Consider the following 20454-nt stretch of genomic DNA (forward strand, 5'->3'; position numbering starts at 1 on the left):
GCCCGCGGCCACGCCGCCCGCGCTCCCGCCGCGCACCGCGGCGTCACCCACCCCGCCGCGGCCCACCTCTGCCCCCGGCGGCGTCTATCGGTCAGTCGTTGCGGGCGAGTCCACCGACTCCCGCAACGGGCGACCGATAGACGGCGGAAGAGCACCACGCGCGCCGCGCGCGCCGCGCACCCCGCTCGTCGAGCGCCTCAACCCGGTCGCGGCGATCGCCGCGAGCCTCATCCCCGCGCTCATGCTCATCGTGACGCTCGACATCGTCTCGGCGGGCGTCGCTCTCGCGCTCCAGCTCGCCCTCCTGCCGCTCCTCGGCGCCCCCGCGCGGCTGCTCCTCCTGCGCCTCTCGCCCGTGCTGATCGCCGCGCCCCTCACGGCCTTCACCCTCCTGCTCTACGGGGAGGAGGGCGGCCGGATCTACGCAGAGTTCCTGCTCGTGCGCATCAGCGACAACTCGATCGAGCTCGCGATCGCGACGTTCCTGCGCGTGCTCGCCATCGGCATCCCCGCCATCGCGCTCTTCGCCCGTCCCGACGCGACGCGCCTCGGCGACGCGCTCGGGCAGAACCTGCGGCTGCCCGCGCGGTTCGTGCTCGGGGCGGTCGCGGCGCTGCGGCTCGTGACCCTGCTGCGGGATGACGCGCGCATGCTCGAGCGCGCCCGGCGCGCGCGGGGCGTCGGCGACCGCGGCATGATCCGCCGCGTGGCGGGCCTCGTGCTGTCGCTGCTCGTCCTCGCGATCCGTCGCGGGTCGAGCCTCGCGATCGCGATGGAGGCGCGCGGCTTCGGCGCGCCCATCCGCCGCACGTGGTTGCGCCCCTCGCCGTGGCGCGGCATCGACACCGCGGCGCTCGTCGTCGGCGTGCTGATCTCGGCGGCCGCCCTCACCGCCTCCCTCCTGACGGGCGAGTTCAATGCGATCGTCGACTGACCGGCCGCGCGTCACGCTCGTCGACGGCAGGTCGGGCTCGGGCAAGACGACGTGGGCGACGGCCCTCGCCGGCCGCACGGGCGCGCGCCTGCTGAGCCTCGACGAGGTCTACCCGGGATGGGACGGCCTCGAGGCCGCCGAGGCGCATGTCATCGCCCACGTGCTCGCCCCGCTCGCCGAGGGCCGCGACGGCCGCTACCGCACGTGGGACTGGGCCCGCGCTCGCCCGGGCGAGTGGCGAACGGTGGATGCGGCGCTCCCGCTCGTCATCGAGGGCTGCGGTGCGCTGAGCCCCGCCTCGCGATCGCTCGCCCACCACGGCGTCTGGATCGAGCTCGACGACGCCGCTCGTCGCGCCCGCGCGATCGCCCGCGACGGCGAGCCGTTCGCGCGCGAGTGGGAGCGCTGGGCACGCCAGGAGGAGTGGCACGCGCGGCTGCACGACCCGCGCGGCTGCGCCGACGAGGTCGTCGACGGCGGCGCCGTCGCCTGAGCGCGGTCGGAGGACCGGCCCGCTACTCGATCCAGCGGTCGAGCACCGTGAGCGGGTCGGCGAAGCGCCACGCGATCCCGGGCTCGGCGATCGCTCCCGCGGTCTCGACGCGCACCGACTGCGTGCCGCCGGGCGTCTCGATCTCGAGCCGCCCGACGCTCTGCCCGCGCAGCACCGTGCGCCGCTCGTCGAGCACGAGCCGGGTGTCGACCTCTCCCGCGTCGAAGGCCAGCACGCTCGCGGGCTCGACGGCGATCAGGTCGACCGTGCGCCCCCAGTCGGAGGTCAGCTCGCCGACGACGTCGCCGACCTCGACGACCGCGAGGGGCCGCACTCCCGCCTGGATCGACGGCACGAGCGTCTGGAGCGCCGCGTTCGCCGCGTCGTAGCCGGGCTGGCCGATCATAACCGCGCCGACGAGCACTTCGCCGACGGGGACGAGCATGACGAAGCACACGCCCGCGGCGTCGGTGTAGCTGTTGGTCGCGCCGAGCACGCCGAGTGAGGGGGCGACGGCGGCGTTGTCGTCGAAGCGCGCGCCGTTCGCGGTGAGCGGCCGCTCGCGCAGAAGATCCGCGAGCACGGGGTCGGCCGCCGTGAGCTGCGCGAGCACCCCGAGATCGCGGACGGGGGCGACGTTGGCGCGATTCAGGCCGGTCGCGTCGACGACGACGGTGTCGGGCATCCCGTTCTCGGTCAGCCAGGCGGATGCGCGCTCGACGTAGGCGTCCGTCGTGCCGAACACGGCTTCGGCGAGGAGCTCGGCCGTGTTGTTGCCCGAGCCGATCACGGTCGCGATGAGCAGGTCGCGGACGGTCCAGCTCTCCGCGAGCGAGACGGGCACGACGCGGATCCCGCTCGCCTGGAGCCCGCGCTGACGCTGCAGGTCGGCCTGGTCGATGACGAGCGTGGGGCCGGTGCGGCCGGGCTCGAGCTCGGCCTCCTCGATCGCGACGAGGGCGAGGACGAGCTTGGTGATCCCCGCGATCGGCAGGGTGTCGGCGCTGCCTCCTGCGATCGGCTCGCCCTCGGGCAGCGCGACCGCGGTCGCGCCGGCCTCGGGGAGGACGATCGAGGCGGCGCCGGCGTCGAGCGCCGTCGTGTCGAACTCGCGCTCGAGGGGGGTCAGCGGCGGGATGGGGCTCAGGAGCGCGCCCGCGGCGTACACGGTCGCGAGCACGAGGAGGAGCGCAAAGAGGCTGCTGATGGTGCGCGCGACGCGCCTCGCCGGTTCCATGCGGTCAGGGTAGGCGGGTCGGTGCGATGCGGGGGAGGGGGCGCGCCGGGCGGCGCGATCAGCCCCAGCCGAGGCGGTGCAGCTCGTCGTCGTCGATGCCGTAGAAGTGGGCGATCTCGTGCACGAGCGTGATGTGGATCTGCTCCTTGAGCTCCTCGAGATCGCCCTCGGCGGTCGCGAGAAGAGGCTCGCGGAACAGCACGATGCGGTCGGGCAGCTCGCCAAAGCCGTACTGGCCGCGATCGGTGAGAGCCACGCCCTGGTACTCGCCGAGGAGGTCGAGCGAGCCGTCCTCCGGGCGGTCCTCGACGACGAAGACGAGGTTCTCGAGGCCGTCGACCATGTCGTCGGGGAGGTCGTCGAGCTCGTCGACGACGAGCGCCTCGAACGCCTCGGCATCGAGATCGAGCGGCGCGCTGCCGTCGTCGGTCACGCTCCGCGCTCCTCGGCCTGGTCGAGCACCCGCACGAGGTCGTCCTGCATCCACGCGAGCCAGTCGTAGAGGTCGCTCATGCCCTCGCGATCGTCGCCGACCTCCATGCGCTCGGCGAGCACGAGGCGCAGGTCGCCGATCGCGCGCATCCAGTCGAGCGCGCCTGATTCGTCGAGGCGGATGCGCGTCGACGCCGTCGCGGTAGACGCGTCGGCGAGGTCGGCCGCGAACCGCGAGGCGAACGCGCCCTTGCGCTCGGCGAGCGCGCGGCGGCTCAGACGGCGCCATTCGGCGGCGGCCTCCTCGTCGTCGCGGTACGCGTCGGGCAGCAGTCGCGCGACCGCGGGATCGGAGCCGGAGAGCGCCTCGTCGTCGGCGGCCTCGCCGAGCAGCGACGACAGCTGCGCGGCGAGCGAGGCGAGGATGCGCGCCTCCTCCGGCTCGACGACGGCCTCGAAGCCGCCCTCGACGAGCACGAAGCCCCTCATCGCGGAGCCCGCTCGAGCGTCGCCCACAGCCCGTACTCGTGCATCGCCTCGACGTGCCGCTCCATCGCCTCGCGATTGCCCTCGGCGACGACGGCGCGGCCCTCGGTGTGCACCTGCATCATGCGCTGCTCGGCGGTGGGGGCATCCATGCCGAAATGACGGCGGAAGACCCACGCGACGTAGCTCATGAGGTTGACGGGGTCGTTCCAGACGATCGTGATCCAGGGCACCTCGCTCGCGTGGAGCTCGCGCCGCTCGACGTCGACGGACTCGTCGACGAGCGGGACGGAGGGGAGGGCCATGCGGCCATTCTCCCGCACCGCTCTGACAGGGGCCGACGGGCGGATGCTGCGCTCAGGCCTCGGCGAGGATCTGCTCGCGAGCCCGCGTGAACTCCTGGTCGGAGACCAGGCCCTCGTCGCGCGCCGCGGCGAGCGCGCGCAGGCGGGAGGCGACATCGGTCGCCGGAGGCGCGGCGGTCCCGTCCGGCTCAAGGGCGTCGGATGCGCCGCGTCGGTCGACGGCGTCCTTGACCGCTGCGCTCGCGACGAACGCCGTCGCCGCGTTCTCGTCGGTCACCGCGAGGAAGGTGCCGGTGGCGCCGAGGCCGAGCCGCTGCGAGGCCTGGTGCGCGATGACCATGCGGTAGATGCCGAACGCGATCGCGGCGACGAAGGCGAGCGCGAACAGCACGCCGAACAGACCGGCGACGCCGGAGAAGGCGACCACCCCCGGATCGGCCGGGAAGCCAGGCATGCCGGGGTCGGGGAAACCGCCGTCGACACCCGGGTCGAAGCCGGGGTCGGACGAGTGCCGGAGCATCATGAGCGTCACTCTAGACCTGGTCGCGGGTCGAGAGCGACGGGGTCAGGCCGACTTCTTCCGAGGGGCGGCCTTCTTCTTCGACGGGGCCTTCGACGGGGCCTTCGTCGAGCCCTTGGTCGAGCCCTTCTCCGCGCCCCGGGACGACGCCGTCGATGCCGCTCTCGATGCCGCTTTCGACGGCGCCGTCGACCGCGCCTTCGCCGACCCGCCGCCCTTCTTCCTCGCCCGGTTGGCCTCGATGCTGCGCTGCAGGGCGTCCATGAGGCTCAGCACCTCGCCGCCGGCGTCCTCGTCCTCCGCGGTCTCGCCGAAGGTCTCCTCGGTCGACAGCGCGTCGCCCTGGGCGAGCTTCGCCTCGACGAGCTTCCGCAGCTCGTCCTGGTACTCGTCGCTGAACTGCTCGGGCGCGAAGTCGGAGGCGAACGACTCGACGAGCGACCGGCTCATCTGCAGCTCCTTCGCGCCGATCCGCACCGCAGCATCCAGCGACGGGAACCGCGCCTCGCGCACCTCGTCGTCCCACAGCAGCGTCTGCAGCATGAGCACGTCGCCGCGCACGCGCAGCGCCGCGAGCCGGGTCTTCTGCCGCAGCGAGAACAGCACGATCGCCGTCCGCTCGGCCTCCTCGAGCGTCCGCCGCAGCAGCACGTACGCCTTGGGCGACGAGCCGTCGGGCTCGAGGAAGTAGCTGCGATCGAACATGATCGGGTCGATCTGCTCGGTCGGCACGAACTCGACGACGTCGATCTCCTTGCTGCGCTCGCTCGGCAGCGTCGCGAGGTCGTCGTCGGTGAGCACGACAGTCCGCTCGCCGTCGTCGTAGGCCTTGTCGATGTCGCTGTAGCTGACGATCTTGCCGCACACCTCGCACCGCCTCTGATAGCGGATGCGCCCGCCGTCGGCGTCGTGCACCTGGTGCAGCGGCAGGTCGTGGTCCTCGGTGGCGCTGTAGACCTTGACGGGGACGTTGACGAGCCCGAACGTGATCGCGCCCTTCCAGATCGATCGCATGCCCCCAGCGTGCGCGCGTCGCGAGCACACGCCAACCCCCTTGCGCAAAGGGGTGGCGGGCGCGGATGCCTCGGCGGGAGCATGGCGGCATGGCGAGCTCCGACACCCGCGTGACCATCGAGGGCCGCGAGCTGAAGCTCACGAGCCTCGACAAGGTCATGTACCCCGAGACCGGCACGACCAAGGCCGACGTGCTCGCGTACTACGCGGCCGTCGCGCCCGCCATGCTGCCGCACGTGCGCAACCGGCCCGCGACCCGCAAGCGCTGGGTCGACGGCGTGGGCACGGCCGAGAAGCCCGGTCAGGTGTTCTTCCAGAAGAACCTCGACGCCTCGACGCCGCAGTGGGTGGAGCGGGCCGAGATCCAGCACTCGGACCACGTCAACGAGTACCCGCTCGTCAACGACGCCGCGACCCTCGCGTGGCTCGCGCAGATCGGCTCGCTCGAGATCCACGTGCCGCAGTGGCGCATCGGGCGGGCCGGGAAGCCCAAGAGGCCCGACCGGCTCGTGCTCGACCTTGACCCGGGGCCCGGCGTCGGCCTGCTCGAGTGCGCCGAGGTCGCGCGGCTCGCGCGGAGCATCCTCAAGGACATCGGTCTCGACCCGCTGCCGGTGACGAGCGGGAGCAAAGGCATCCACCTCTACAGCGCGCTCGACGGCACGCAGACCTCCGACGAGATCTCGAGCGTCGCGCACGAGATGGCGCGGGCGCTCGAGGCCGACCACCCCGATCTCATCGTGAGCGACATGAAGAAGAGCAAGCGCGAGGGCCGCGTGCTCGTCGACTGGAGCCAGAACAGCGGCGCGAAGACGACCGTCGCGCCGTACTCGCTTCGCGGGCGCTCGCGGCCCATGGTCGCCGCTCCGCGCACGTGGCGCGAGCTGTCGTCGTCGACCCTCGCCCACCTCGACCATCAGGAGGTCATGCGCCGCGTGCGGAAGCGCGGCGACCTGCTCGCGCCGCTCGAGGAGGCGTACACCGACGACGACGAGGAGGACGACCGTCTCGCGACCTACCGGTCGATGCGGGATGCGCGGCGCACGCCCGAGCCCGTGCCCGAGTCGGTGCCACCCCCGACCGACGGCCGCCGCTTCGTCATCCAGGAGCACCACGCCCGCCGACTGCACTTCGACGTGCGGCTCGAGCGCGACGGCGTGCTCGTCAGCTGGGCGGTGCCGAAGGGCGTGCCCGACGACCCGGCCGTCAACCGGCTCGCCGTGCCGACCGAGGACCACCCGATCGAGTACCTCGACTTCGAGGGCACGATCCCCGCGGGCGAGTACGGCGCGGGCGAGATGACGATCTGGGACTCCGGGACGTACGACCTCGAGAAGTGGCGCGACGGCGAGGAGGTCATCGCGACGCTGCACGGGCAGCGCGGATCGCACCGCTACGCGCTCATCCGCACGGGCGAGAGGGCGCCCGCGGGCGTCGCGGGGCCGGGGCGCGCGCAGTGGATCATGCACCTCATGGACGACGGGCGCGAGTCGACGCCGTCGCCGTCGCCCTCCTCGGCCGCAGCGACCTCGCGGCTGAGCGAGCGCACCGGTCGACGCGTCCTCCGCGGCAGCGCGCGAGCCGCCCCGGCGGGCACCGCCGCCGGCGCCTCCCTCGCCCCGATGCTCGCGACCGCGGGCGGCGTCGCCGACATCGCCGAGCCCGCCGAGTGGGCGTTCGAGATGAAGTGGGACGGCATCCGCGCCCTCGCCGGCCTCGACGACGGCGCGCTCGGGCTGCGCAGCCGCAACGGCGTCGACCTGACCCCCGCCTACCCCGAGCTCGCGGCGCTCGCCGACCTCGTCGAGACCTCGGTGCGCGCTGCCGGCCCCGTCGTCCTCGACGGCGAGATCGTCGCCCTCGACGACCGCGGCCGCCCCGACTTCGGCCTCCTGCAGCGCCGCATGGGCCTCACGAAGCCGCGCGAGATCGCCGCGCTCGCCTCCGCCGTCCCCGTGCGGATCATGCTCTTCGACGTCCTCCTCGCCGGCGGGGCGGATGCCACGGGGCTCGACTACGACGCCCGCCGCGAGCTCCTCGCCTCCCTCGTCACCGAGCAGGGTCCGGTGCTCGTCCCTCCCGCGTTCGACGGCGACCTCGACGACGCCCTCACCACGAGCCGCGAGCTCGACCTCGAGGGCATCATGGCCAAGCGCCGCGACAGCACCTACCGCCCCGGGCGGCGCTCGAGCGCGTGGATCAAGCTCAAGCACGTCCGCACGCAGTCGGTCGTCGTCGGCGGCTGGCGGCCGGGGTCCGGCCGGCGGGCCGACGGCGTCGGGTCGCTGCTCGTCGGGGTTCGCGAGGGGCGCGGGCTCGCGTACGCGGGCCGGATCGGCTCGGGGTTCGGCGAGCGCGAGCTCGGAGGATTGCGCGACCGCCTGCGGGCGCTCGAGACGTCGCGGTGCCCGTTCACGGGCATCCCGAGCGCGGACGCGGCCGACGCGATCTGGGTGCGCCCCGAGCTCGTGGGCGAGGTCGCCTTCACCGAGTGGACGGCGACGGGGCGGCTGCGGCACCCCGTGTGGCGCGGCTGGCGGATCGACATCGCGCCCGGCGACGTGACGCGAGAGTGATGCGGCGACGGCGAGATGACGAAGCCCCGGCCTCCGCGATGCGGAGCCGGGGCTTCGAGCTGGGGTGCCTGAGTAGTACGTTCGGCAACTCCGCCCCCAAGACAAAAACCCTGGTCAACCGCCTAGAGCGTGGGGTCTACGAGGTCTCTCGACGTCCCCAGGATACCGCTCCGAAGGATGATCGTGGCCCTGTTGCGAGCACTGTCGAGACGGCTCAAACTTTTCTGACCGACTCCGAGGTGGACGCCCTCGTCGGCGACTACCTGGCCGGGATGAGCGTCAAGGCGCTCGCTGAGAGGTACGGCATTCACCGCGCCACCGTGTTCTCCCATCTGCGTCGCCGCAACGTGCCGAGCCGCCGACCAAGGCTGGGGATCGACGAGAAGGCCGAGGCCGTGCGGCTCACCCGAGCGGGCGTCTCGATGCGGGCCATCGGTCGCCGGATGGGCGTGGACCGTAAGGCCGTGCGGGCTGCACTGGTCGAGGCTGGACTCATCGTGGACGAGGCGAGCGATGACTCGTAGCTGCGGTTCCGAGTTGCTGATCCGTCGGTAGCGCTCGGCGCACCTCGTCGGTAACGAGCGCCGAGAGGAACCGATGACGACCAGCGTGAGTGAGGTCGCGAATGACGAGCGCACCGCGAGGATGGTGCTGTCCATGCTCATCGAACCCAATGACCCGGTGACAGGACGCATCTTGTCCAGGCTCGGAGCAGTCGAGACGCTTTGGCTCGCTGAGCGCGACGGCGCGGTGGTGGGGCTGAGCCCTGTGGACGCGCAGGTCTGGAAAGCGGATCAGGCTCCGTTCGTCAGGCGAATCACTTGTGAAACGCCTACGTGGGGTCCAGTCTGGTACCAGAACGACGCAGCTCTACCGCGCGTTCGCGCTTCTGCTTGGACCACATGGTCCGGGTGGGTTCTACACCTCCGACCGTCGAACAAACATCTGCAGTGGAGTTATAGCGACTCAGCGTAAAGGGGGGTGGTGAGATGGTGACCTCATGTGCGGACCTGCGCATCGCTCAGCAGATGGATCCGCGCTCGATGTCGGTCGATCTGTCCCGAGAGGGCGACGAGTACGTTCCTGAGGCGAACCTGCCAGGCATCGACTCGGAGTCCATCGAGCTGGGTGGGCAGCCAGCCGCTCACCGTCCGCGCGGTCAGCGGCCCAGTCCGCGACCGCCGGCGCGAAGTGGTTCACCGCCGAACGGCCCCCACGGGCAATTCATGCGGCTGCTGGGACTGGCGCCCGGCATCGACAGCGACAGCGTCACCGCCAGCTGCGACCTGGGCGTCCTGCGGGTGGTGATGCCCATCGAGCAGCCCGCAGTCCGGAAAGATCCCCCTGAAGCAGCCTGCTTCCTGACTCTGGGCACTCAGCCCTGCGCCTGCTCCGATCCTGGCGCGCTCTTTGACGACCCCTGAAACGTGTCTCACGCGACAAGAAAGGAACAATCATCATGGCCAAGGCAGTAGGAATCGATCTGGGAACCACGAACTCCGTTATCGCCGTCTGGGAGGCCGGCGAGGAGAAGGTCATCCCGAACGCGGAGGGAGCCCGCACTACCCCGTCGGTGGTCGCTTTCACCGAGGACGGTGAACGGCTGGTGGGGCAGCTTGCCCGCCGGCAGAGCATCCTCAACCCGAAGGGCACCATCTCGTCCGCCAAGCGGTTCATCGGCCGGTCCTTCGACGAGATCAAGGAGGAAGCCAACGCCGTCGGCTTCGACGTCGTGGAAGGCCCCAACGGCGAAGCACGGTTCAACATCCGCGGCAAGCAGTACGCGCCGGAGGAGATCAGCGCCCAGGTGCTGCGCAAGCTCGTCGACGACGCCAGCAAGTTCCTCGGTGAGAAGGTGACCGAGGCCGTCATCACCGTTCCCGCCTACTTCAACGACGCCCAACGCACCGCGACCAAGGACGCCGGACGCATCGCCGGGCTCGAGGTGCTACGCATCATCAACGAGCCCACCGCCGCCGCACTGGCGTACGGAATGGACAAGAAGAACCACGAGACCATCCTGGTGTTCGACCTCGGTGGCGGCACGTTCGATGTCAGCCTCCTCGACGTGGGCGACGGGGTCGTCGAAGTGCGATCTACCGCGGGTGACACCCACCTGGGCGGCGACGACTTCGACCGCCGGCTGGTGGACTACTTTGCCGACGAGTTCAAGAACGAGAACGGCATCGACCTGCGCAACGACCCGCAGGCGCTGCAGCGACTGTTCGAGGCGGCCGAGAAGGCGAAGGTCGAGCTCAGCTCGGTGTCCCAGACCCAGGTCAGCCTGCCCTTCATCACCGCCGACGCCAGCGGACCCAGGCACCTCACCATGACCGTGAAGCGGTCCAAGTTCGAAGACCTCACCGCTGACCTCGTTGAGCGGTGCCTCGGTCCGGTGCGTCAGGCGATGGCCGACGCGAAGGTCAGCGAGAACGATATCGACGAGGTCATCCTCGTGGGCGGTTCCACCCGCATCCCCGCTGTCCAAGCGCTCGTCAAGCGGCTCACCGGCGGCAAGGAGCCGAACATGACGGTGAACCCCGATGAGGTGGTCGCTGTGGGCGCCGCCATCCAGGCGGGCGTCCTCAAGGGCGACGTCGAAGACGTGCTGCTGCTGGATGTCACCCCGCTGTCGCTGGGTGTGGAGACCCGCGGTGGCGTGATGACGAAGATCATCGAACGCAACACCACCATCCCCGCCCGACGCAGCGAGGTGTTCTCCACGGCCGAAGACAACCAGCCGTCGGTGGAGATCGTCGTCCTGCAGGGCGAGCGGGAGAACGCCGCAGACAACCGGGTGCTGGGCCGGTTCCAGCTCACCGGCATCCGCCCCGCTCCTCGCGGTGAAGCGCAGGTGGAGGTCACCTTCGACATCGACGCGAACGGCATCCTGCACGTGACGGCGAAGGACAAGGACACCGGCACCGAGCAGGGCATCACCATCAGCGACACCTCGAATCTGGACCAGGGCGAGATCGACCGGATGATTAAGGAAGCCGAGCAGCACCGTGCTGACGACCAGGCGCTGCGCCAGGCCGTGGACGCCCGCAACGAGCTGGACTCCGCCGCCTACCAGGTCGAGCGGGTACTGCGTGAGCTCGGCGACGCTGCACCGGAGCACGAGCGTGCCCGCGCGGAGCTGCTCATCACGCAGGCCCGCGAGGCAGTGCAGAACAACGTCGGCGAGCAGGAAGCGAAAGAGCGCACCGGCGAGCTGCTACAGGTTGCGCAGTCCCTTGCTGCGGCCCGCGCGAACGCCAGCCACGCTGAGCAGCCCGCTCAGGACGACGAAGACGACGTCGTCGACGCCGAATTCGACAGGTAGCACGGAGGGAGGATCGCGATGGTCGAGGAGCAGAACGAGGACACGCGGGCCGTGGACCTGCTGAACGACGACCTCACCGACGTGTCCCCGGAGGAGATCCGCGCCGCGCAAGCAGCGGTCGCCGCCCAGTTGGAGACGGCCGAGGACCGGTGGCGCCGGGCGGCGGCGGACTACGACAACCTCCGCAAACGGATGGCGCGCGAGATCCAGACCGTCCGCGAGCAGGAGCGGCGGCACACCGCCAAAGCCTTCTTGCCCGTCGTCGACGGGCTGGACCGGGCGCTCAGCTTCGGAGTGGACCTTGACGAGGGCGTTCTGGGTGGCATGCAGGCCATCCGGGCGCAGGCCGCTGATGCGTTGCGCGCACTCGGGTACCCCGAGATTGTCATCGACGGTGCGGAGTTCGACCCGCAGCTGCACGAGGCGGTCTCGGTGGTCGAGGATGCCAGCGTCCCGCCGCGCAGCATCCTCGCCGTCACTCGCCCCGGGTTCGGAACGCCTGAGCGGATGCTGCGACCGGCTGCGGTCGTTGTCACCCGCAGGCCGGATGAGGAGTAGGAGATGGTCGAGGATCTCTACAGCGTGCTGGGGGTCTCCCGGTCGGCGGATCAGAAGGAGATCCGCCGCGCCTACCGGGAGAAGGCCCGCAAGTTCCACCCGGACGTCAACAAGACCCCGGGGGCGGAGGAGACCTTTAGACGGATCAGTGAAGCCCACGATGTGCTGTCGGACCCGGAAACCCGCTCACAGTACGACCGGTTCGGTGAGAACTTCCGGCAGTACGCCGCCGCGGACGCGGCTCGCTCCTCCGAGCAGCCGCGCCGCAGCGGGGGCACCCGATACACGTGGAGCGGGGGCGGCGCGCAGAGCGTGAACTGGGAGGACCTCTTCGGGGGCGGCTTCGGTGGTTTCGGTCGCGGCGCCGACCACACCGCGGAGCTGGAGATCACCGTCGAGGAGGCCTACCGGGGCGGGCGGCGCACCGTGCAGGTCGCGTCCCCGTACGGCGGCGCCCAAGACTACACCATCGATATCCCAGCGGGCGCTGTCGACGGGCAGCGGCTGCGGATCGCGGGCGCAGGCGGAGCGGGCGCCGACGGACAGGACGGGGACCTGCTGGTCACGCTGCGCGTGAAGGACAGTAAGCGGTACCGGCTCAGCGGCGCGGACATCGAAACGGACCTTCCCATCTCACCGTGGGAGGCGGCGCTGGGCGCGGATGTCAGCGTGCCCACCCCCGGCGGCCCGGTCACCGTGCACGTTCCGCCCGGCTCGTCCACTGGCAGGCGGCTCCGCCTGCGCGGGCAGGGGATGCCCCGCAGAGGACAGCCGGGAGACCTGTATGCGCGGGTGAAGGTCGTCGTTCCCCGCACTCTCACCAAGAAGGAGAAGGAGCTGTTCGAACAGCTCCGCGACGAATCGTCGTTTGATGCCAGGAGAGGATCATGACCTCACATCACCTGCCCGTCCGTGTCGCCCGGGCCGACCTGGCGGCGACCGCGGTAGCCGCAGGTATCCACCCGGATACGCTGCGGAAGTTCGTCGAGCTGGGGCTGGTCACCGCCCACGTCGACACCAGCGGCCGGCTGTGGTTCGCCCGTACCGTCCCCGCCCGCGTGCACACCATCGTGCGTCTGCACTCCGATCTTGCCGTGAACTACGCCGGCATCGCTCTCGTGCTCGACCTGCTCGCCCGCATCGAGCAGCTCGAGCAGCACCGGACCATCCGACTTGAAGGAGACACCTCATGGACATGAACTCACTCACTCAGAAGTCGCAGGAAGCGCTCACCTCGGCCCAGAGCATCGCGGTCCAGGCCGGTCAGATCGAGACAGATGAGGAGCATCTCCTGCTCGCACTGCTGCAGCAGGAGGAGGGGCTGGTTCCCCGACTGCTGCAGACAGCGGGTGCTGACGTGGAAGCGGTACGCGCCGACGTCGAAGCGGAGATCGCCCGCAAGCCCAGCGTCTCCGGGTCCTCCCCGCAGATCGGTCAGGTGTACGTGAGCCGCAGCCTCACCTCCACCCTGGAACGGGCGGAGCGGGAGGCAAAGCGGCTGAAAGACTCCTACATCTCCGTGGAGCATCTCGTGTTGGCCCTCGCCGACGACTCCTCCAACCGTGCCGCGTCCCGCGTGCTGCGCGGGCACGGTATCACCCGGGAGAGCTTCCTCGGCGCGCTCACCAAGATCCGCGGCAACCAGCACGTCAACTCCGCCACCCCCGAGCAGACGTACGAGGCGCTGGAGAAGTACGGCCGTGACCTGGTCGCTGACGCCCGGTTGGGCAAGCTTGACCCGGTCATCGGGCGTGACGCGGAGATTCGCCGGGTCATCCAGATCCTCTCCCGCAAGACCAAGAACAACCCCGTCCTCATCGGCGAGCCCGGTGTCGGAAAGACCGCCATCGTGGAGGGCCTTGCCCAGCGGATCTTGCGTGAGGACGTGCCCGAGGGCCTCCGCGACAAGACCGTGTTCTCGCTGGACCTGTCGGCCCTGGTCGCCGGCGCGAAGTACCGGGGCGAATTCGAAGAGCGAATGAAGGCAGTCCTGGCGGAGGTGAAAGCAGCGGAGGGACGCATCCTGCTGTTCATCGACGAGCTGCACACCCTGGTGGGGGCGGGAGCCACCGAAGGGGCGATGGACGCCGGCAACATGCTCAAGCCGATGCTCGCCCGCGGGGAGCTGCACCTCATCGGTGCCACCACCCTCGATGAGTACCGCAAGCACATCGAGAAGGACGCGGCCCTGGAACGCCGGTTCCAGACGGTGATGGTCGAGGAGCCTGACGTGGAGGACGCGATCTCCATCCTCCGCGGCCTGCGCGAACGGCTGGAGGTCTTCCACGGTGTCCGCATCCAGGACAGCGCACTGGTCGCTGCCGCCGTGCTGTCCCACCGGTACATCTCCGACCGGTTCCTGCCCGACAAGGCCATCGACCTCATCGACGAAGCCTGCGCGCGACTGCGGACCGAGATCGACTCAATGCCCGCTGAGCTCGACGAGCTGACCCGGCGGGTGACCCGCCTGGAGATCGAGGAAGCGGCGCTGTCGAAGGAAACGGACGCTGCCAGCAAGAACCGGCTGGAGGAGCTGCGCCGGGAACTGACCGACCTGAAGGCGGAGGCGGACTCCAAGCGCGCCCAGTGGGAGGCGGAGCGTCAAGCGATCCGCAAGGTCCAGGAGCTGCGCAGTGAGCTGGAGCGGTTGCGGCGGGAAGCGGAGGAAGCTGAGCGCTCCTACGACCTCAACCGTGCCGCTGAACTGCGGTACGGGGCTATCGCTGACGCGGAACGACGCCTGCACGCCGAGGAGGAGCGTCTCACCTCCAAGCAGGGCCGGCAGCGGCTGCTGCGGGAGGTGGTCACCGAGGACGAGATCGCCGAGATCGTCGCAGCGTGGACGGGGATCCCCGTGGCCCGGCTGCAGGAAGGTGAACGCAACAAGATCCTCACCCTGGACGCCACCCTCAAGGAGCGGGTGGTCGGTCAGGATGAGGCCATCACGCTCGTCAGCGACGCGATCATCCGTGCCCGCTCCGGCATCCGCGACCCGCGCCGACCCATCGGCTCGTTCATCTTCCTCGGCCCAACAGGTGTGGGAAAGACCGAACTGGCCAAAGCGCTCGCGCAAGCACTGTTCGACAGCGAGTCGGCGATGGTCCGGCTGGACATGAGCGAGTACCAGGAACGTCACACCGTCAGCAGGCTGGTCGGTGCACCTCCCGGGTATGTCGGGTATGACGAGGGAGGGCAGCTGACCGAGGCGGTGCGCCGCCACCCGTACAGCGTGGTCCTTTTCGACGAGATCGAGAAAGCCCACCCGGACGTGTTCAACACGCTGCTGCAGGTCCTCGACGACGGCCGCATCACCGACAGCCAGGGACGCACCGTCGACTTCCGCAACACCATCATCATCATGACCTCCAACATCGGTGCCCATCACTTGTTGGGCTCCGATGGCGGCGCGATCCCCGACGACGTGCGAAACAGTGTGCTCGGTGAGTTGCGCGCCCACTTCCGTCCCGAGTTCCTCAACCGGGTGGACGACATCGTGGTGTTCTCACCGCTGGGTCGTGAACAGATCCAGGACATTGTGGAGCTGCAGTTCACGGACCTGCGCTCCCGGCTGGCCGAGCGTCAGATCCGCATCGAGCTGACGCCCGCGGCACGCCAGCTCATCGCCGACCGCGGCTACGACCCCGTGTACGGTGCGCGTCCGCTGCGACGCTACATCAGCCATGAGATCGAGACCCGGCTGGGTCGTGCGCTGCTGAGCGGGCAGGTGATGGACGGGTCGACGGTCACGCTGGACGTGCAGGACGGCGACCTCGTCTTCAACATCGCAGCGCCCGCCGAAGAGGAGGACGCGGCGTGAGCGCGATTGTGACCTGCCCCAACTGCGGGAAGAAGAACCGTGTCCCCGCAGCCGCGTCGGGGTACCCTCGCTGCGGCGTCTGCAAGAGCGCCGTGCCGTGGATCGTCGATGCGGGCGATGCGGACTTTGCCGAGGTGGTCGAGCAGGCCCCGCAAGTGGTGCTCGTGGACTTGTGGGCGACCTGGTGCGCACCGTGCCGGATGGTCAGCCCCGCCCTCGAGAAGGTCGCCACGGAACGTGCCGGCAAGCTCAAGTTGGTGAAAGTGGACGTGGACGCCGCCCCGGAGACGGCCCGCAAGTTCTCCGTCCAGGCGGTGCCGACCCTGCTCATCCTCAACCAAGGGAACGTGCTCTCCCGCCAATCCGGAGCCGCCCCGCCGGACGTGCTGGTGCGCTGGGTGGACGAGGCGCTGCAGAAGAAGGCAGATTCGGCCGGCGGTGCCCCATGAGATACGTCGACCCACACGTCCCGCTCATCCGCCCGGTCCGTCCCCGGACACCCGGGTCATGTGAGGACTGCGTGGCGGCCGGCACGCCCTGGCTGCACCTGCGGATGTGCCGCACCTGCGGGAAGGTCGGGTGCTGCGACTCCTCCCCGATGCGGCACGCCCGCACGCATGCACTCACGGCCGGGCACCCCATCGTGCGGTCGCTGGAGCTGGGGGAGAACTGGAGCTGGTGCTACGTGGACGAAGCGTACCTATGAGTGACACGCTCGCCGCCGACCGCCGCCAGGCCGCTCAGGCCGAGACGCCTGACACCATCGGCGCCTTCCCGCGGCTCAGCGACGAGCAGATCGCGGTGCTGCTCGCACGAGGGCAGCGCCGCACACTCACCGACGGGGAGGTTCTCATCCGGCCCGGGGAGCACCCGTCCTCCATCTATGTCGTCCTGGAAGGGCACCTGCTGACGGCGGACACCGAACCTGCGGCGGATCCGCGTCACTCCGATGAGCCGTTGGCGGTCGGGGTGCACGGCCGCGGCCGGTTCGTGGGGGATGTCGGGTTGCTGGAAGGACAGCCGTCTTTCGTCCTCGTCTCCGCCATCGGCGCCGCCGAGGTGGTGGAGGTGCCCGTCGATGAGATGGAGGCCATCGTCACCTCGGACCCGCTGTTGGGTGAGATCATCCTGCGGGCCTACCTCATCCGCCGCTCCCTGGCCATCGGGGCGGGAGCGGGCCTGCGGGTCGTCGGCTCTTGCTTCTCCCCGCAGACCCGGGATCTGCTGGACTTCATCGCACGAAATCGGCTGCCCCACCGGCTGCTGGACCTGGATAAGGACGAGAAAGCGGAGCGGCTGGTCCGCCAGCTCGGCGCCACCGTCGCCGACTTCCCCCTGGTGATCCTCGGCGGCTCACGCACCGTCCTGGGTGCCACCCCGGCACGGCTTGCCGAAGAGTTGGGGATGCGCCCGCCCGCCGCACCGGCCACCTGCGATGTGGTGGTCGTCGGCGCAGGGCCGGCTGGTCTTGCCGCGACCGTGTACGCAGCCTCCGATGGGTTGTCGGTCTACCTGTGCGACGCGGTCGCCACTGGCGGGCAGGCGGGAACGTCAGCGAAGATCGAGAACTATCTGGGGTTTCCCGCCGGAATCTCCGGCTTTGAGCTCGCCGACCGCAGCCTCCTGCAAGCGCGCAAGTTCGGTGCCACGTTGGACATCCCGACCAAGGTCCAGGAGGTCGTAGAGGATGAGGACCGCTTCCGGGTGATCTTCGAAGATGGCAGGGAGGTCACCTCAGATGTGGTGGTCCTTGCCACCGGAGTGCGATACCGCTCGCTTCCCGCCGCGGGGCTGGACCGGTTCCAGACCTCGAACGTGTTCTACGCGGCAACAGCGCAGGAAGCGCGGATGTGCGTAGACACACCTGTCGCTGTTGTCGGTGGCGGCAACTCCGCTGGCCAGGCCGCGCTGTTTCTTGCCCGCACGTCCCCCCGTGTGCACCTTGTGGTGCGCGCCGCGGACCTGGGAGCGCGGATGTCCAGATACCTGGTGGACCAGATCCAACATCACCCCCGTATCAACGTGCTGCTGTTCTCGGAGGTCGTGGAAGCACACGGCGGCAACCGTTTGGAAGCGATCACAGTCCGTCACGGTGACGTGCTGGAGAAGCTCCCCGTGGGGCACGTGTTCGTCTTCGTCGGCGCCGCTCCGGCGACGACGGCATTGAAGGTCGATGTGGCACGCGATCCTGACGGGTACATCCTCACCGGCGCGGAGACGGAGCTGGCCGGCGCGCGGACGGAAGGAAGCCCCCGCTTCTCTTTGGAGACCACCATCCCCGGAGTCTTCGCTATCGGCGATGTGCGGCACGGGTCTGTGAAGCGAATGACCTCGGCTGTGGGTGAGGGCGCCAGTGTGGTCCGGCAGATCCACGAGTACCTGAACGAGGGTCGTCACAGTCGGGTGTGGGCATGAGCTCCGACATCCAGGGACACCTGACGCCGCACGCCGCCCCGAACCCGGCAGCCGTGGGAGAACCCGCAGATCCTCCGGTGGCCCATGCGGGCGTAGCGGGCAAGATCCGCTCGACGTTGCGTCGGATGAGGTGGTTTCGCCGCATGCCGGTGCTGCACATCGCCGAGGAACGCGGCGAGGGCCCGACGGTGCTGCTGCTGCACGGTATCGCGTCCTCGTCGGTGACGTTTCACCACGTGATCTCGCTGCTCGAGCGCACCCACCGGTGCATCGCCATCGACCTGCTCGGCTTCGGCGAGTCGCCGGCGCCGGAGTGGGCCGATTACACCCTGGCCGACCATGTCGCCGCTATCGAGCGGACGGTCGCGTCGCTGCGGCTGCGCGAGCCGTTCACTGTGGTCGGGCATTCCATGGGCGCCCTCATCGGCGCCCGGTACGCCGCCCGGCGGCAAAAGCGAGTCGCGAAGCTCGTGATGGTCAGCCCACCTATCTATCTCGCACCCCATGAAATAGGGGACGTCATCGAGCGGGCCCGGATGGACTTCTACCTGCGGCTCTACGAGTACCTCCGCACGAACCGGGAGTTCACCCTCCGGCACGCTGCGCTGGTACAGCGGCTGCTGCCCATCCCCAAAGCTGTAGATATCACTGAACGCAACTGGGAGCCATTCGTCAAGTCGTTGCAGCACTCCATCGAGTCACAGACCACTCTCAGCGACATCGCCCATGTCAAAGCCCCCATCGACGTCATCATGGGCGACCTCGACGAGTTCCGCTCCGAAGCCGTGCTGCGCATCGTGGAGCGGATGATGGGGGTCACCGTTCGGCGTGTGCGGGCAACGAACCACCTCATCGGCAAGCGCCTCGCGCGAGTCGTCGCCGAGGCGGTGACAGCATGACGATTTCGCCCAAGAAAGCAGATTCTTGGTACGAGAAATAACCAGATGAAAGGGTCAAAAACGATGGCGCTCCCGCGTGGAGATTGCTAATTTACAGGCATCGGGATAGACCCGAGGACCCGCATACGGAAAGGAAGTGATTCATCATGGCAATGTCGTTCGATCCTTTGAGCGAGCTCGACCGCCTCGCGTCCGGCCTGCTTCAGTCCCGTCCGGGACCGCGTGTGATGCCGGTAGACCTGTACCGTGAAGCTGACCGTTACGTTCTCACCGCCGACCTGCCCGGGGTCGAACCGGAGTCGGTAGACATCGACGTCGACGGTCAGCTGCTGACCATCCGCGCCCAGCGCACTGCACCCCACACCGAGGGAGCCAAGTGGCTCGTTCAGGAGCGACCGGCGGGTACCTACCTCCGCCAGTTCAGCATCGGTGAGGGTGTGGACTCGGCGAACATCTCCGCCTCGTACGACAACGGCGTGCTGAGCCTGGTCATCCCGGTCAGCGAGAAAGCCAAGCCGCGCAAGATTCATGTCCTGAGTCAGCACTCGCCTCAGGAGTAACGCCCGGCCGGAGACCCATCGACGAGCCAGAGTTAGCTTCTCGTTCGCAGCACGCGCCGAAAGCAAACAGGGGCGACCTTTCCCTGATGCCGAACGGCGCAACACCCGGCCTTGCAAGACCGGAAGACGGGCGTGCACCCAGCCTTCTGGTCTTAGCACGGTGATTCATCCAGTTCTCACTAAAGGAGTACGCCCATGACCAGCCCCGAGGCCCCTCGCAACAACCCTTCGGAACAGGACGCTAGTGAGCCCCCGTTCACCAATGACCCCCGCTGGAAACAAACGATCGCGCGGTTCTCTGACTACGCCAGTGCGCAGGCAGCGGTTGACCGTCTTTCCGACGCAGGCTTCGCTGTGGAACGAGTGGCGATCGTGGGGCTCGACGTTCGTGTTGTCGAGCATGTACTCGGTCGCTTGACAGGAGGAAAGGCTGCGCTACGGGGCGCAGGCGTTGGAGCATGGTTCGGTGTTCTGCTAGGTCTGCTGTTCGGGCTGTTCGCCCCCGGATTCGGTTGGCTGGCCATCCTGATCATCTCGGTCGCCTCTGGCGCAGTTTGGGGCGCTTTGCTTTACTTCCTTGGACACCTGGCTAAGGGCGGCCGACGGGACTTCGACTCACTGGAGACCCTTGAGGCGGGCCACTACGAGGTCCAAGTGGAAGCACCATACGCTGCGGAGGCCGCTCGTCTCCTCGCGGACCAGACCGCCCACCCCGGAGACTGAAAAGGGCCCTTCACGAATGAGGGGACTGCTGAGGGTTCCGGTGACTCTTCTTCTTAGGCCGCGGACGCGGCCCTTGTGGTCATGATCGCCTCGAACTCCACCGGCGTCAAACGGCCTAGAACCCGCTGCCGTCGACGTCGATGGTAGGTCCGCTCGATCC

Annotated in this window: 22 protein-coding genes; 16 read left to right on the forward strand and 6 right to left on the reverse strand. The window is 69.2% G+C overall.

All coding sequences use genetic code 11. The features are described from left to right. Both Q7T15_RS07110 and Q7T15_RS07115 read left to right on the forward strand, forming a co-directional pair. Positions 1 to 934, forward strand: a 934-nt coding sequence (locus tag Q7T15_RS07110) for an energy-coupling factor transporter transmembrane protein EcfT (RefSeq protein WP_370689116.1), incomplete at its 5' end; no start/stop codon positions are given. Next, positions 918 to 1427 carry an ATP-binding protein gene (locus Q7T15_RS07115; RefSeq protein WP_304694717.1) on the forward strand — a complete coding sequence of 170 codons (510 nt, stop codon included), beginning with the start codon at positions 918 to 920 and terminating at the stop codon, positions 1425 to 1427. The genes Q7T15_RS07110 and Q7T15_RS07115, both read left to right, overlap by 17 nt. Before the next feature lie 22 nt (positions 1428 to 1449). On the opposite strand, the gene Q7T15_RS07120 is transcribed toward Q7T15_RS07115, so the two are convergent. The 6 genes from Q7T15_RS07120 to Q7T15_RS07145 are packed head-to-tail and all read right to left on the reverse strand — an operon-like array spanning position 1450 to position 5421. Beyond that, entirely contained in the window at positions 1450 to 2664 is a 1215-nt protein-coding gene (locus Q7T15_RS07120; protein WP_304694719.1) for a D-alanyl-D-alanine carboxypeptidase family protein, read from the reverse strand. 58 nt (positions 2665 to 2722) lie between these two features. Beyond that, the gene (locus tag Q7T15_RS07125; protein WP_370689117.1) at positions 2723 to 3097 is read right to left on the reverse strand and encodes a metallopeptidase family protein; all 375 of its coding nucleotides are present in this window, start codon (positions 3095 to 3097) and stop codon (positions 2723 to 2725) included. Next, positions 3094 to 3585, reverse strand: a complete 492-nt coding sequence (locus Q7T15_RS07130) for a DUF2017 family protein (protein WP_304694721.1) — start codon at positions 3583 to 3585, stop codon at positions 3094 to 3096. Before Q7T15_RS07130 ends, Q7T15_RS07125 begins: the two co-directional genes overlap by 4 nt. After that, positions 3582 to 3887 (reverse strand): ATP-dependent Clp protease adapter ClpS, encoded by a 306-nt coding sequence (gene clpS / locus Q7T15_RS07135; protein WP_304694723.1) that lies wholly within the window; start codon positions 3885 to 3887, stop codon positions 3582 to 3584. Before clpS ends, Q7T15_RS07130 begins: the two co-directional genes overlap by 4 nt. 52 nt (positions 3888 to 3939) lie before the next feature. After that, on the reverse strand, positions 3940 to 4410 hold the full coding sequence (locus Q7T15_RS07140; RefSeq protein ID WP_304694725.1) for a hypothetical protein: 471 nt from the start codon (positions 4408 to 4410) through the stop codon (positions 3940 to 3942). A 42-nt stretch (positions 4411 to 4452) separates the two neighbouring features. Further along, positions 4453 to 5421, reverse strand: coding sequence for a Ku protein (locus Q7T15_RS07145; protein WP_304694727.1), 969 nt, complete (start codon positions 5419 to 5421; stop codon positions 4453 to 4455). Positions 5422 to 5510: 89 nt separating this feature from the next. Here Q7T15_RS07145 and Q7T15_RS07150 point away from each other — a divergent pair, with 89 nt between their 5' ends. The 14 genes from Q7T15_RS07150 (at position 5511) to Q7T15_RS07215 (ending at position 20294) form a co-directional block, all read left to right on the forward strand. Continuing rightward, on the forward strand, positions 5511 to 7997 hold the full coding sequence (locus Q7T15_RS07150; protein ID WP_304694729.1) for an ATP-dependent DNA ligase: 2487 nt from the start codon (positions 5511 to 5513) through the stop codon (positions 7995 to 7997). A 239-nt stretch (positions 7998 to 8236) separates the two neighbouring features. Next, positions 8237 to 8521 carry a hypothetical protein gene (locus Q7T15_RS07155; protein ID WP_172664066.1) on the forward strand — a complete coding sequence of 95 codons (285 nt, stop codon included), beginning with the start codon at positions 8237 to 8239 and terminating at the stop codon, positions 8519 to 8521. 465 nt (positions 8522 to 8986) lie between these two features. Next, positions 8987 to 9421, forward strand: a complete 435-nt coding sequence (locus tag Q7T15_RS07160; protein WP_304694738.1) for an Hsp20/alpha crystallin family protein — start codon at positions 8987 to 8989, stop codon at positions 9419 to 9421. A 35-nt stretch (positions 9422 to 9456) separates the two neighbouring features. Next, positions 9457 to 11322, forward strand: a complete 1866-nt coding sequence (gene dnaK / locus Q7T15_RS07165) for a molecular chaperone DnaK (protein ID WP_304694740.1) — start codon at positions 9457 to 9459, stop codon at positions 11320 to 11322. 18 nt (positions 11323 to 11340) lie between these two features. After that, a complete protein-coding gene (locus Q7T15_RS07170; protein WP_087132769.1) occupies positions 11341 to 11880 on the forward strand; it encodes a nucleotide exchange factor GrpE in 540 nt (179 codons plus the stop codon). A 3-nt stretch (positions 11881 to 11883) separates the two neighbouring features. After that, complete coding sequence (locus tag Q7T15_RS07175) at positions 11884 to 12771, forward strand: DnaJ C-terminal domain-containing protein (protein WP_304694745.1); 888 nt, start codon at positions 11884 to 11886, stop codon at positions 12769 to 12771. Next, positions 12768 to 13079, forward strand: coding sequence for a chaperone modulator CbpM (locus tag Q7T15_RS07180; protein WP_076689621.1), 312 nt, complete (start codon positions 12768 to 12770; stop codon positions 13077 to 13079). The genes Q7T15_RS07175 and Q7T15_RS07180 overlap by 4 nt, the downstream gene beginning before the upstream one ends. Beyond that, positions 13070 to 15697, forward strand: a complete 2628-nt coding sequence (clpB, locus tag Q7T15_RS07185) for an ATP-dependent chaperone ClpB (RefSeq protein ID WP_304694749.1) — start codon at positions 13070 to 13072, stop codon at positions 15695 to 15697. The genes Q7T15_RS07180 and clpB overlap by 10 nt, the downstream gene beginning before the upstream one ends. Then, a complete protein-coding gene (trxA, locus tag Q7T15_RS07190; protein WP_304694752.1) occupies positions 15694 to 16146 on the forward strand; it encodes a thioredoxin in 453 nt (150 codons plus the stop codon). Before clpB ends, trxA begins: the two co-directional genes overlap by 4 nt. Continuing rightward, positions 16143 to 16403, forward strand: coding sequence for a UBP-type zinc finger domain-containing protein (locus Q7T15_RS12350; RefSeq protein WP_087113856.1), 261 nt, complete (start codon positions 16143 to 16145; stop codon positions 16401 to 16403). The genes trxA and Q7T15_RS12350 overlap by 4 nt, the downstream gene beginning before the upstream one ends. After that, the gene (locus Q7T15_RS07200; RefSeq protein ID WP_304694754.1) at positions 16400 to 18112 is read left to right on the forward strand and encodes an FAD-dependent oxidoreductase; all 1713 of its coding nucleotides are present in this window, start codon (positions 16400 to 16402) and stop codon (positions 18110 to 18112) included. The genes Q7T15_RS12350 and Q7T15_RS07200 overlap by 4 nt, the downstream gene beginning before the upstream one ends. Continuing rightward, on the forward strand, positions 18109 to 19011 hold the full coding sequence (locus tag Q7T15_RS07205; protein ID WP_304694756.1) for an alpha/beta fold hydrolase: 903 nt from the start codon (positions 18109 to 18111) through the stop codon (positions 19009 to 19011). Before Q7T15_RS07200 ends, Q7T15_RS07205 begins: the two co-directional genes overlap by 4 nt. A 146-nt stretch (positions 19012 to 19157) precedes the next feature. Continuing rightward, a complete protein-coding gene (locus Q7T15_RS07210) occupies positions 19158 to 19571 on the forward strand; it encodes an Hsp20/alpha crystallin family protein (protein ID WP_304694758.1) in 414 nt (137 codons plus the stop codon). Between the two features lie 195 nt (positions 19572 to 19766). Then, positions 19767 to 20294 (forward strand): general stress protein, encoded by a 528-nt coding sequence (locus Q7T15_RS07215; RefSeq protein WP_141386018.1) that lies wholly within the window; start codon positions 19767 to 19769, stop codon positions 20292 to 20294. The last annotated feature ends 160 nt before the right edge of the window (positions 20295 to 20454 follow it).

Source organism: Microcella sp. (genome assembly GCF_030645145.1).
GTDB lineage: Bacteria > Actinomycetota > Actinomycetes > Actinomycetales > Microbacteriaceae > Microcella.